Origin of the sequence: Streptomyces tendae (assembly GCF_014650435.1) — a bacterium.
Taxonomy (GTDB): Bacteria; Actinomycetota; Actinomycetes; order Streptomycetales; family Streptomycetaceae; genus Streptomyces; species Streptomyces tendae.
This window is the reverse complement of the sequence record NZ_BMUY01000008.1, coordinates 219,562-232,204: the sequence shown is the minus strand read 5'-3', so window position 1 is coordinate 232,204 and position 12,643 is coordinate 219,562. Positions and strand designations below refer to the sequence as shown.

Sequence of the window (12,643 nt, the reverse complement as noted above, 5' to 3'; positions counted from 1 at the left end):
ACCTTAGCGCGGGGTGCTTGACCTGGGCAGACGGACGCCCGCCCATGGCTCACGGGGGGAGAGCCACAGACGGGGCGGTACCGACACGCTGAGCTGCACTTCTCGCCGTCGCTCAGCGGGCCGGAGTCTCACCAGCGGATGCGCTCCGCGTTACCGCCGACGCAGACGGGACACGGGCGCTTGTACGTCCAGCGGCACAGCGCACACCCGTCGAAGCCGCAGCATCCGTCACACCAAATCGCACCCCACCCGGCGCAGCACCCGCAGTAGGTCACGGGGTCCGGCGGCGGCTTCGCGGTCTTCGCTGGGGGTGTCCGCCGACGCTTCACCGTGACAGCGCTGCGGACCCTTCCCGGCGCCGTGGTCATCAGTGCCCGTCCGGGTGCCGTGCCATGAGGACATTGCAGTCAGACACGGTCGTGTGATCGTTGCCAGCACGCGCCCAGCCACGCACCTTCGCCAGTTCGGCACAACCGGCGCACCCGTCAACCGGTGTCGGCTCCAACTCGTCGCCCCGGTACGGAAGTTCGACCGGCGCGGCCGGATATCGGTTCGGTTCCGTCATGCGCCTCAGCGTCCGCCCGAAGTGGATCTAGGACTAGCGGCCCCGTGTAGGCCAACTGTCGGCCAGACTGGACCTATGAGCAGCGCAATCGGGGCCAACATCCGACGCCTACGCGAAGAGCGCGGGTGGAGTCAGGCACGCCTAGCGCGCGAAGTGTGCCGGGCGGCGCGCATGCAGGGTGAGCCGGTCGGGCGGCAGGAAGTGAGCCGCTGGGAAACCGGCAAGCGCACGCCCCGAGAATGGTTGCCGTTCATCGCTGCCGCATTCGGCGTTCCCGTGGACGCGCTGAAAACGCCACAGAAGCCCGCTGAGCCCCCGTTGCCGACCCTTGCCGACTTCCTGCCCGACGACGACCCGCTAGCGCCCCTCAGCGCCCATACGGGGCGACGTATCGGCATTGGGCAAGTGGACGACCTACAGAAGCGCGTTCACGGGCTTCGGCTTGCCGACGACGTGTTAGCGGGTGGCGACCTAATCCGCCCGGCGCTCCGGGAACTTCGCTCCGCCGTGAAGCTGTACCGGGAAGGCGCGCACACGGCTGACGTTGGGCGCCAACTCCTAAGACAGATCGGCGAGTTGGCCCAGATTGCAGGATGGATTGCCAGCGATGCAGGACAGCATGACGAAGCTGAGCGCATTTACCGACTAGGCATCAGCGCAGCAAGGCAGGCAGAGGCTCACACGCTGGCCGGGAATATCGCCGGATCACTGGCCTACCAGATGAGTAACACGGGTCGGGAAGCCGAAGGACTCACGCTCGCCCAGGCAGCATTCAACGACGCAAGGGCCGAAGCTCCGCCCAAAGCCCGTGCGCTGTACCTGGACCGTGTGGCCTGGGCGCACACAAAAGCCGGGGGAAGAGAGAACGGACAACACGCCATTCGCGCGCTGGGGGAAGCTTCAGAAGCACTCAGCGAAGACGGCGCCGGTATCGAGTCGCCTGCCTACCTGTATTGGGTGGACCCTGGGGAACTTCGCGTCATGGAATCCCGCATCTACACGGAGATTCACCGCCCGTTGCGCGCTGTGCCGTTGCTCCGGGAAGTGCTCAGCGAATACGACGCCACACACACGCGCGAAATGGCGCTGTACCTGTCATGGCTCGCCGTCGCCCTTGCTGACGCCAATGAGCCGGAGGAAGCGGCGGCAGTGGCGGAACGGGTGATCAGCATTTCCGCCGACGTCGCTTCGGAGCGCACAGCGGAACGGGTGCGCGTGGTGCTTGCTCGACTCGGCGACTTTGCCGACGTTCCCGAAGTCGCGTCCCTACTGGCAGACAACGCCGCCTGAACGCACAGAAAGCCCCGTACCGGCCTCCCAGCGAAGGGAAGCTAGTACGGGGCTCTTTCGCGCTCTCAGGCGCTTACAGCGGCGCTCAGGGCTTCGGCAAGCGGCGTTCCGGCGAACCGTTCGGCAAGCCATTCGTAAGGGTGCCGGTCGCTCTTACTCAGGTTGCACGGCGCGCAATATCCACTCTTGCTGAAGGCGTCCACCCCCTTCACAGCGCGGCAGCGCCCACAGACCTTCGCCGGAATGCCCTTCGTGCGCATTTCCTTGTTGAACCGTCGTCGCGCTGCCTGAGTGCTCAGCGGGTGACCTTCGGCCGTGTTCGTCGTCATGCCTTCCGTCAAGGTGGTCGGTCACCTGGGGCATGGTTAACGCCCGTTAACTACTCGCTAAGCGCTTGCTTACTTGCGCATTCTCGACACCCTTCGACGCCCACAACCCAGGTGCCCCAACGAATTTTGGCTTTGGGGGCGCCTGGGTCCGGCGTCACACCTAGCGTGCGTTTTCCGAGCTGGGGCCGGGATCGCTGAGGGCACTTCGGCTGAACTTTGGAGCCGCCTCCGCCCCTAATGCGAATCGAAATGCAAAGCAAACGACCCATCACGCATCGCCTTGACCTGGGCAAACATCCCGAGCCGGCAAAAAGCTGATGGGCCGTCACTTCACTAAGGTGAAGCCATCAATCTACTCACGTGAGTAGGCTGATCAGCCGCGCCGTCTTGCCGCTCCGAGGTGCGCAACGTGGCCGCGCGTGGCCTTGCCCGAAGTGGCATTGAATATCAGCGTGGCATTCTCGTAATCGGTCTTCGCTGTGATCACGCCGATAGGGGACGGCGCCGAAGTGCGCTTAGGTCGAAGCTCAATACCCAGCTTGCCCGCACGCTCGACGCACTCACCCAGGGATAGGAATCGGGCACCCCCCTCTATCGCGCACTGCCTGTCCATGATGGACACCCCCCTATCCGTCCGCGCTGCCACTGCCCCCAGGACGTGGCCGTAACGGGCACACTCAGTGCACAGAACCGGCAAGGAATCATTGCCCGCAGCGAAGCGGGCGCCATGCGTAATCAGTTCCCGGTCTCTCTGCGTCCGCCACTTCTCGCGCTTCTCGCGCAACTTCTCAATCATCACCGACAAGCCCCCAGCTTCGAAGTTGTAGCCACTGTTCGCACGGGTCGCACACCATGCCGTCGTGTTTCAGTGGCGGATTTGGAAAGCGCACCTTCAGGCGCGCTACGTAAATTCGCGACAACGCCGAAGGCTCGAAGTCCACCGTTGCGCTGTGCGTGGTCGCCACATCACATCTCATGCCACATAGCCCTTTCCCGGATCACGCCTATACAGGACCGGCACACGGGCGCGACGTCCTTGCCCTTCACGCTGACAAGAACCGTGTTCGCGCGCCTCAGTATCTCAGCCGGTTCGACCATTTCGATATCGGATTCCCGCTGCCACACGTCGTCACAAGCGATACGCGCGGCACACGGGACGAAGCCCGGACGACCCTTCTCGGCTGCAATGCGCTGAAGGTTCGTCCAGGCTTCGCTAACGCGCTTCAAGGTCGCCATTAGACCGGCTTGACCACCTGAACGTGGGCGGCGTTCGCCACTAGAACATCACCGATACGCGCACGCCCGGCAAACGCAACCTCATCCTTCGCGAAAAGGTCAGGGTGATGCGTGGCAGAAGCCGTCTGAAGGTTTTCACGGAGCGCAACGGCGACGTTCGCAAGCGACGCCACAATGACCGTGTCAGCGGGCACCGACGGCAGCGCGACGAACTCAGGAAGCTTCGCCAGAAGGGCGCCGTCAATGGCGCCGAGAAGCGCCGCTTCCGTGTCCGGGTGCACAACGATCGCGTCCGGGGTGGCGCGCGCTGCCTTGACTCGCGCAATGGCGCCCAGGACACCCGCAGCGTCAAGAGTGGCAACGGTCGAAGTGCCAACGTTGAGAAGCCCGTTCACGGTCACGTCGCCGTCGGTACCGCCGTTGATCAGTAGATCATCAACTCCGGCGCCCAGGGCGGACAGAATCGCGGCGTCAATGGTGGTGTCGAGCTGGGGGTAATTCAGCACGTGGTCGTGCTGTGCCTTGACGTACGCGCTGACCTTGACCGTGTCGAAGACGGCAACTTCGCCGTTCTCAAGGGCGCCCATACCCAGGGGCTCATTGCGCCCAGCAACGGCGGCAGTGAGCTGCGGGACAACCGGCGCATATCCGCGACGCGACCCGAAGGTGAACGCCTGAATTCGGCCGAGAAGCTGCGACCCGTTCGGAGCCTCAGAGAGCATGACCGGCGCGGCATTCCAATTCCCGGTGTCGAGCGCGTCAAGGGCGTCAGCGCTGCGCTCATCAAACGCGAACGCCTTATTGCCCACCTTGACGGGCATGCCCAGCACGCGCACATCATCGAGCGACCGGCGCTGAACGGAATCGGGTCGCTGAATGGCACCCAGCGAATACATGTGCCGAATCTCGTCAGCCTCAACGGCGTCGCCGACAAGGGCACGAAGCGCGCCGTCATGCTTGGCCACGGCGGCAAGGGCGTCAGCGTCGTCGGCATTGGCCGTCAGTGCGGCAAGGGCAGCATCCCGCTTAGCGACGTGCTCAGCGGCGAGGGTGGCGTTAAGAGCCATGGTTAGGTTTCCCTTCAAGGTGTGCGGCTTCACGCCGCGTTGGTTGGTCGCCGTACTTCCTGGGAGTCCCAGGGAAAAAGCCCCTGGGCTACCCACAAGGCACGGCGGTTACCTACTCATGTGAGTAGGTTGAATACGCGCTATTGGCGCTCGATTAGATGAGCTGAAGCCCGCGCACGTAGCGGCGGCATTGCTTCTTCCCGGTCGCGCTACGCGTGTGCCGGTTGTAAACGTCGTAACCCGCTCGCCGAACCATGGCCCGTATCGCTGAAGCCGTCGGCCGCCACTCGCGCTGATTCGCTATGGCCCATCGGGTAACGACATGGCGGAGTACACCCAGCGGAAGGCTGTCGGCCGTCGAGTTATCAACCGTTACCGCCCGCAGCGCATCGCAGAAGGTGCACCACTCGTCAGCCGTGAATTTCTCGGCTTCCCTTGCGCGCCGTTCCTGAACCGCAATGTTGGCGGCGGCACGTTCGCGGCGAAGGCGTCGAGCGACCCGGTCGCCCCAGGGCTCAGCCATGGGAAGCACCTGCAATCTTTCGCATGATCTCGGCGGCACCCGGATTTGGCACTTCGGCCGTCGGTCGCTCTAGCCCGATTCCTCGCGCGACCACTGCCCTACCGACCATGGAGATTCGCACGTTGCGCCGCTTCAGTGCATCTTCTATCGCTCCCATTTCGGGAAAAGGTGCGTGACGCTTACGTGCCCAGTCAGCGCAAGCGGCGCGCAGAATGTCTAGCGGCACGGAGCGATTTGAGCCGTGCGCTGTGCGGGCGTTCAGGAACTCTTCAATAGTAGGGATCACAGACTGTCCTTTGTGAACGATGAAGGCGCACAGCGTTGAATTGCCATGCGCCTTCGAAGAGAAATTTTGGACCGAAGCCGGCTTGTGGCCTAAGTCACTAATTCGAGCGAAGCCGGATTCCGTCGATTGCGACGCCGTTTTTGGCGCGCTTATGCTTTCCGCCACGACGGAGCAACGAAGCCTTGAAAGCGTTTCGCGTCATGATCTCCAGTGCCGACACGCGCTCTTCGCGGCAGTAGTCGAGATACGTCGCGTACGCGTCGCGTAGCAACACGGAGCCTTCAGCGGAAACGGCGAAGCAATCCGCGAACCAATGCCGTTCTTCGAAGGTGCTCACGCGCCGGAACACGACCGGCGGCCAGTCACCCGCACACGTTTCGTAATCGTGCGCATGACGGGTGCAGAACGGCCAATAGTCAGTCGGCTTGTCGCTGAAGCGGCGAAACTGGGGGTCAACGGTGGCGGACACCGAATTGTCGACCACCCAGCGGGAAGCCTTGTCGGTGCAATGAATGCACATGAAGTCCGTCACCGGCCCGTAATGGCGCTCAACGGCGTTCAGTGCGTCCGCGTAGCCAGTGTGAGCAATCATCAGGCACCCGCCTTCAGTGCGCGCTGTGCGCGATAGAACGCCGTCTTGCAGCGCGGAGCACAGAAGCGGCGCGGTCGGCCCTTACCGCTGTAAGCAATGTCCTTGCCGCACAGCTCACACTCGGCACACTCGCGAAGCTCTTCGGCGTCAGCGTGAGCATTCTCGACACTGAGCCTGATATCCGCCTGAGCGTCCGTGCACGCGTCGCCGTTGCGGTCGTTGATATCGCACACGCTCTTCGTCTTCGACGTCATGGAAATTCGCTCGCCGCACAGCTTGCAATTGCCGTGCGCGGGAAGGCCGAGCTTCTGACGCTCCGTCTCCCAGCGGGCAACGCGCCATGCCGACGACCGGCAGGCAGCGGAGCAATAGCGTTCTTGGTTCTCACCCAGCCGTCCGCCGCAACGGGCGCATTGGGTCGTGTGGAGTTCGTAAGGAAGGTGGGGCATAGCTAAGGCGCCCTTTCGTCTGTCACAGGAAACGAAAAAGCCCCCGGTGCGTAGGGAGTCCCCCGCAGCGCTGTGACCCGCTGAAGGATTCTCGACCTACGCCCCAGGGGCTTAGTCGTGCACGCATTGGCCCGGAGCATCATCGGCCATTCCCAGCGTGCGGGGGAGTCATGGGAGCGGGATTGGCGCAAGCGCCGTCACAGACCCGCAGGAAGGCGCCGTAAAGGTGCCTATATCTATATCAAGGGAGTCGGTGACTTATCGGCGTCTACAGCGGGAAGGGAGCGGACTCCGCTGGGCGCTGTTCCTAAACTCCCCCTTCCGAACTTTCCTACCTAGTCCATTGGAAAACTCATTTGGATATTGATTAAAAGTTTGGGTCACGAAGATAAGGAACACCCCAGGTCAGAAGCCGTTTCGGCCTTGTGGCGCTGTGATGCTGGGTGCCGTTCGGAACGCCCTTTAGGAACCGTCGCGTACATGACAAGTCAATTTCGTCACGAACTCTAGTGACCGGCGTCACATCCTTCATGTGTCGGCGGCGCCCGCGCCCGCTGTTGCGTCACGCCGGAATCCGGCTCGACCACGCTGCCGAAGCGCACCCCCAGAGAAGCCGACTGAGCGCCCGTCTCCGTCCCGCTGAGCGCTCCGCCGTCCGCCGATAGCTCGCACCCCTCACGGCGCCGCACGCGGGCATAGAGAAGCCCCCGGCTCCGTAGTGGGAACCGGGGGCTTGTGTGCCGTTCTGGCGGCTTGCCGCGCCGCTAGACGCCCAGGGCTTCGGGGTGACCCTGCAAGGCGCTCAGAAGCGCTTCCAGCCGCTTTACTTTCTGCCGGGTCAACACGGTGCGGTCGCCCTTGTGCTGACGCCGGTAAAGGACGTCGAGCCGGACCGTCGTGTAACGGATCTCCGCTGCCAGGAACCGGCGCTCTTCGTCGCTCACGCTGCACCCGCCAATTTGCGCGCCCGGCGGCGCTCAATGGTCTTCTGCGCCCCCTCACGTACGTCGTCCGGCATGCCGTCGGTGTCTCGCCATTCCGGCACAAGGCGCTCAGTGATCGGCGTGCGGTCGCCCTTGCACTTCGCGGGCAGGAGAGTGACGCTCTTCAGCGCTGCCGAGAGAAGGGCGCGCTTCCCTTCCATGCCTTCCGACTCCCACAGCGCTGCCAATGCCTCAGTGCTCATGAGCGGCGTAAGGTCGGCATCCTTGCCCAGCTCCGCCAACTCCGTTTTCAGCGACTCGATTTGGGCGCCCAGGTCATTACGAAGGGCGTCGTACTGGGTCTCATCCATGCCGCCGACGAAGAATTCCTTGTTGAGCCGGAGTTCGCGGCTGACTGCACTGTCCAACGCTGCCGAAACTGCCCGCTTACGCGCTTCTTTCTCCGGGTCCTGATAGTTCAGGAACCGTCGAGCGATGTTGTGAATGGTCGGGGATTCGGGGCTGAGCCTCAGCACGTGGCCAATCCACAGCGCCCCCATTGCGTCGTCAATTCGCTTCCGGTCGCTGGCAACACCCTTGCAGACGGACGGACCCTGATTGATGCGCGCCTGGCAGCGGTAATTCCGTCCACCGTTGCCCATAGGTCCCTTGCAGTGCGGGCACCGGAGTGTGCCGGTCATTATGGTCGCGGCTTTCCGAATGCCGCGCGTCTTGTCTCCAATGGCGCTCCCCGGCTTGCTGCGCCCGCTGATCAGTGCATTGATGCGGACCCATTCCGCGTAGGACACGACGCCCTTACCGCACTTGATCGGGTGCCCCTTCGCGTTGAGCAAGGGTTCGCCGCCCCGGTGCCACTTTCCGAGCGGCTGACCGAATTCGTCAGTAGCGCGTTCCCGGTTCGGGATGAGACCGGCCCAGGACGGCGAGTGTGCAAGGTGGATGATTGTCTGAGCGCGCCAACGCTTCCCCTTACGCGTCGGGACGTTTCGCGTGTTCAGGTCGTTCGCAATCTCCGCCGGGGTCTTGCCGTCGAGCAGCGCGACGGCGATTGCGCGCGCCGTCGGGTACTCCGAAGCCTTGTGTCGGAGCTTCCCCGTTTCCTTGGGGCACTCAAGCCCGAACGGCGTTACGCCGCCCAGCCACTTACCCTCAGCCTTGTGTGCGTCTACGCCGTTCTTCGTGCGCAGTGCAATGTCTTTCGCTTCGTCGCGTGCCCGTTCGCTGAGAATGGCGAACACCATACGACTGCCCTTGCTGGAGTCGAGCCCTTCGGTAACGCTGACGATTCGCGCCCCGCGCTTGTCGAACTCATCGAGCAGCAATCCGACATGCCCCATACCGCGACGGCTCAGCCGGTCCGTCTTCCAAATGTAGAGCGTCTTGGAAAGTCCCGCCTTCACAGCGGAAACGGCGTTGTCGAATTCCTCGCGCTTTACGTATGCCTTGGAAGCGCTCTTCTGCTCAAACCACACGTGCCGAATGCGCTTCCCTTCGCTGAGCGCCGTCCGGCAGATATCCCGTACGTGAGCGCGCAACGATGCAAGGTCGTCGCTCCGCTTGCTGCGCCTGATGTACGCCTCAGCAAGGTCGAACGGTTCGCCCGTCGGCACGTCCCACAGCCCCAGGGCGCGCAGCTCTTCGTCTTCGAAACCCAACGCGCGCAGCGTCGGAAGGTCGTCGCGTTCCATCGGTCCCCTTCGGGTCGGTGTTCCGCTCCTCCGAAGGGAGTCGGCGACCTTACGGGCCGTTTCCCCTGGTGGGAGCGGTGTTGGACCGTTGGTTCACTGGTGGGCGTGGATGAACTTCACCTGGTTCGCCTCGGCCTACGACAACGACGACGTCCTCTACCGGGTCGTCACCCTGGTCCAGATCGCCGGCGTGCTGGTCCTGGCTGCGGGGGTGTCCAGGGCCTTCGAGGACCAGGACTGGGTGGCCGTCGTCATCGGCTACGTGATCATGCGGGTCGCCATGGCGGCGCAGTGGCTCAGGGCGGGCCGGTCCGCCGCACCGCCGGAGAGCACCATGGCCCGGACCTACTCCGCCGGGGTGCTGCTCTGCCAGATCGGCTGGCTGGGACTGCTGTTCCTGCCGGAGGACAGCCGCGGCTGGCTGTTCCTGGTGATGGTGGTGCTGGAGCTGTCCGTGCCGGCGTTCGCCGAGCGCAAGCACCCCTCGTCCTGGCATCCGCACCACATCTCCGAGCGGTACGGCCTGCTCACGATCATCGTGCTCGGCGAGACCGTCGCCGCGGCCACCGTCGCGGTGAAGTCGGGGATCGAGGAGAACGACGCTCTGGGCGAGGTGCTCCCGATCGCGGTCGGTGGACTGCTGATCGTCTTCGCGGCCTGGTGGATCTACTTCGTCGTGCCCGTCCACAGCTACCTGAGGTCCAGCAGACAGTCCTTCCTGTGGGGTTACGGCCACTATCTGGTGTTCTCCTCGGCGGCGGCGATCGGGGCGGGACTGGAGGTGGCGGTGGAGCAGGCCGTGGGCAAGGCGCACATCTCCACGCTCGCGGCGTCCGCCGCGGTGACCCTGCCGACGGCGGTGTTCCTGCTCACGGTGTGGGCCCTGCACGCGCGGCACTTCAAGGTGGGCCTCGCCGAGCAGCTGGTGCTGCCGACGGCCGCGCTGCTGGTGCTCGGCTGCACCTTCCTGGGCGGCCAGGCGGTGCTCGTGGCGGGGATCGTCCTGGCCCTGACCGTGGCGGCCGGGGTGTCGCTGACCGCGCGGCGCACCGAGCGGGAGCGGCGTACGACGGCACCGGCGGCCTGAGACCCGGCCGGGGCCCGCCGACTCCCGTCGGCTTCCCGTCGACTCCGGCCGGCTCCCGTGCCGTTCGGCTCCCGTCGGCTTCCCGCCGACTCCCGCCGGCTCCCGTGCCATCGCCGGTGGCTGGACGAGACTGGCGGTATGACAGTTGACGCATTGACGGACGTCGCCGGTCTGCGGGTGGGGCACGCGACGCGGGCCGGGGACGGGTGGCTCACGGGGACGACGGTGGTGCTCGCGCCGGAGGGCGGGGCGGTCGCCGGTGTGGATGTGCGCGGCGGCGGTCCCGGCACCAAGGAGACCGACGCCCTCGATCCGCGCAACCTCGTGCGGACGGTCCAGGCGGTGGTGCTGACCGGCGGCAGCGCCTACGGGCTCGACGCGGCCTCGGGGGTGATGGCCTGGCTGGAGGAGCGGGGGCGCGGGGTACGGGTCGGTCCCGACCCGGCGCACGTGGTGCCGGTGGTGCCCGCGGCCTGCGTCTTCGACCTGGGGCGCGGGGGCGACTTCCGGGCCAGGCCGGACGCGGCCACCGGCTACGCGGCGGCGGAGGCGGCGCACGCGAGCACGCCGGGCGGAGAAGTGGCCGAGGGGTGCGTCGGGGCGGGCACGGGTGCCGTGGTCGGCACCCTCAAGGGCGGCGTGGGCACCGCGAGCACCGTGCTGGACTCCGGGGTCACGGTGGCGGCGCTGGTGGTGGCCAACGCGGCGGGGTCGGTGACGGATCCGGAGACGGGGGTGCTGTACGGGGAGTTGTTCCGAGGTGGGCGGGTGGAGTATCCGGCGCCGGACGTTCACGAGGCCGCGGGGCGGCGGCTGGCCGAGGTCGCGGCGAGGAACGCGTCGCCGCCCCTGAACACCACGCTCGCCGTGGTCGCGACCGACGCCGACCTGTCCAAGGCGCAGGCGCAGAAGTTGGCCGGTACCGCGCACGACGGGATCGCCCGCGCCGTACGGCCCGTGCACCTGCTCAGCGACGGTGACACGGTGTTCGCCCTGGCGACCGGGGAGCGTCCGCTGGACGCCGGGCAGCCGCTCGCGCTGAACGAGGTGCTGGCGGCGGGCGCGGACGTGGTGACGCGCGCGATCGTGCGCGCGGTCCGGGCCGCCGAGCCGGTGGACGGTCCGGGCGGCGCCTGGCCGTCGTACGGGCAGCTGTACGGGGGCAGTTGACCCGGCCGCGTTGCGATTGTCCGGGTTTTGTCACGCGTCGGCGTTCGCGGGGGCCGGGTGGGAACCCCACGGGCCACCTGGCCCCTCTACACGGCTGAAGCGAACACCGCACAACACCCGAACCTGGAGCAGCCCGTGACAACGCCGGACATAGCCACGCGGCGCGTACTGGGGGCCTGTGCCGCCCTGGTGGTCGGCGCCCTCACCCTCACCGCCTGCGGCGGAAGCGCCAGTGCCGACGACAAGAAGGACGGCAGGGGCGGTGCCGGGTCCGCCGACACCTCGGTCGCGAAGCTGGTGATCTCGGCCAAGGACGGGTCGACCGGCGCCTCGATCAACTCGACCGGTGTGAAGGTCAGCGACGGCAGGCTGACCGAGGTGCGGATGACCGTGGCGGAGACGGGCGCCGCCGTACCCGGCGCGGTGTCCGGCGACGGCGGCAGCTGGAAGCCGAAGGAGCAGCTTGAGCGGGGTACGAAGTACCGGATCACGGCTCGGGCGAAGGACGACGACGGCCGCACGGCCGCCGCCGACTCGGTCTTCACGACCGTCTCCTCGGACAACAGCTTCGTCGGCACGTACACCCCGGACGGCGGCAGCACGGTCGGGGTGGGGATGCCGGTGTCGTTCACGTTCGACAAGGCGATCACCGACCGGAAGAGCGTGCAGTCGCACATCACTGTCACCTCCAGCAGCGGGCAGAAGGTGGTCGGGCACTGGTTCGGCGGGCAGCGGCTCGATTTCCGGCCCCAGGAGTACTGGAAGGCCGGTTCCAAGGTCACGATGAAGATCGACCTGGACGGCGTGGAGGGCGCGAACGGCCTCTACGGCGTGCAGAAGAAGACCGTCACCTTCACGGTGGGTCGCGCGCAGGTCTCCACGGTGGACGCGAACACGCAGACCATGACAGTGGTGCGCGACGGCAAGACGCTCAAGTCGGTGCCGATCTCGGCGGGCAGCGCCGCGAACCCGACGTACAACGGGCAGATGGTGATCTCGGAGAAGTCCGAGCAGACGCGCATGAACGGGTCGACGGTCGGGTTCGGCGGCGAGTACGACATCCCGGACGTGCCGCACGCGATGCGGCTGAGCCAGTCCGGCACCTTCATCCACGGCAACTACTGGTACAACCGCGGCAATCCGCCCTTCGGTGCCCAGGGCACCAGCCACGGCTGCGTCGGACTGGCGGACGCCCAGGGCGCACAGGGCGACACCCCGGGCAAGTGGTTCTTCGACAACTCGCTCGTCGGGGACGTCGTCATCGTCAAGAACTCCCCGGACGACACCGTCGCGCCGGACAACGGCCTCAACGGCTGGAACATGCCCTGGAGCGAGTGGACCGCCCAAAGCGCGGCCTGATCCGCCGGTGAGCAGGGATTTTTGACGGTTCGTCGGGCCGCGCGGAAACTTTTCGCGC

The 12,643-nt window shown here is 65.8% G+C and carries 11 protein-coding genes; 5 read left to right on the top strand and 6 right to left on the bottom strand.

Going from position 1 to position 12,643, the window contains the following annotated elements; translation table 11 throughout:
• Positions 1–640 precede the first annotated feature (640 nt).
• The gene (locus IE258_RS22255) at positions 641–1,855 is read left to right on the top strand and encodes a helix-turn-helix domain-containing protein (protein WP_189746120.1); all 1,215 of its coding nucleotides are present in this window, start codon (positions 641–643) and stop codon (positions 1,853–1,855) included.
• 65 nt (positions 1,856–1,920) lie between these two features.
• On the opposite strand, the gene IE258_RS22250 is transcribed toward IE258_RS22255, so the two are convergent.
• Positions 1,921–2,184, bottom strand: coding sequence for a hypothetical protein (locus IE258_RS22250; RefSeq protein WP_189746118.1), 264 nt, complete (start codon positions 2,182–2,184; stop codon positions 1,921–1,923).
• Positions 2,185–3,419: 1,235 nt separating this feature from the next.
• Positions 3,420–4,487 (bottom strand): phage major capsid protein, encoded by a 1,068-nt coding sequence (locus tag IE258_RS22245; protein WP_229892335.1) that lies wholly within the window; start codon positions 4,485–4,487, stop codon positions 3,420–3,422.
• A 322-nt stretch (positions 4,488–4,809) separates the two neighbouring features.
• Here IE258_RS22245 and IE258_RS22240 point away from each other — a divergent pair, with 322 nt between their 5' ends.
• Entirely contained in the window at positions 4,810–5,037 is a 228-nt protein-coding gene (locus IE258_RS22240) for a hypothetical protein (RefSeq protein ID WP_189746114.1), read from the top strand.
• Positions 5,038–5,393: 356 nt separating this feature from the next.
• Here IE258_RS22240 and IE258_RS22235 read toward each other — a convergent pair whose 3' ends face one another.
• The 4 genes from IE258_RS22235 to IE258_RS22220 form a co-directional block, all read right to left on the bottom strand.
• Positions 5,394–5,888 (bottom strand): hypothetical protein, encoded by a 495-nt coding sequence (locus tag IE258_RS22235; protein WP_189746112.1) that lies wholly within the window; start codon positions 5,886–5,888, stop codon positions 5,394–5,396.
• Positions 5,888–6,142, bottom strand: a complete 255-nt coding sequence (locus tag IE258_RS22230; protein WP_189746110.1) for a hypothetical protein — start codon at positions 6,140–6,142, stop codon at positions 5,888–5,890. The genes IE258_RS22235 and IE258_RS22230 overlap by 1 nt, the downstream gene beginning before the upstream one ends.
• Before the next feature lie 959 nt (positions 6,143–7,101).
• A complete protein-coding gene (locus tag IE258_RS22225; RefSeq protein WP_189746107.1) occupies positions 7,102–7,281 on the bottom strand; it encodes a hypothetical protein in 180 nt (59 codons plus the stop codon).
• Positions 7,278–8,969, bottom strand: coding sequence for a recombinase family protein (locus tag IE258_RS22220; RefSeq protein WP_229892332.1), 1,692 nt, complete (start codon positions 8,967–8,969; stop codon positions 7,278–7,280). The genes IE258_RS22225 and IE258_RS22220 overlap by 4 nt, the downstream gene beginning before the upstream one ends.
• On the opposite strand from IE258_RS22220, the gene IE258_RS22215 reads away from it, so the two are divergent.
• From IE258_RS22215 to IE258_RS22205, 3 genes are all read left to right on the top strand, one after another.
• A complete protein-coding gene (locus tag IE258_RS22215; RefSeq protein WP_373309906.1) occupies positions 8,851–10,056 on the top strand; it encodes a low temperature requirement protein A in 1,206 nt (401 codons plus the stop codon). The two genes, IE258_RS22220 and IE258_RS22215, sit on opposite strands and share 119 nt — an antisense overlap.
• Positions 10,057–10,194: 138 nt before the next feature.
• Positions 10,195–11,226: a P1 family peptidase gene (locus IE258_RS22210; protein WP_189746103.1), complete on the top strand. Its 1,032-nt coding sequence runs from the start codon at positions 10,195–10,197 to the stop codon at positions 11,224–11,226.
• Positions 11,227–11,361: 135 nt separating this feature from the next.
• On the top strand, positions 11,362–12,585 hold the full coding sequence (locus tag IE258_RS22205; RefSeq protein ID WP_189746101.1) for a L,D-transpeptidase: 1,224 nt from the start codon (positions 11,362–11,364) through the stop codon (positions 12,583–12,585).
• The last annotated feature ends 58 nt before the right edge of the window (positions 12,586–12,643 follow it).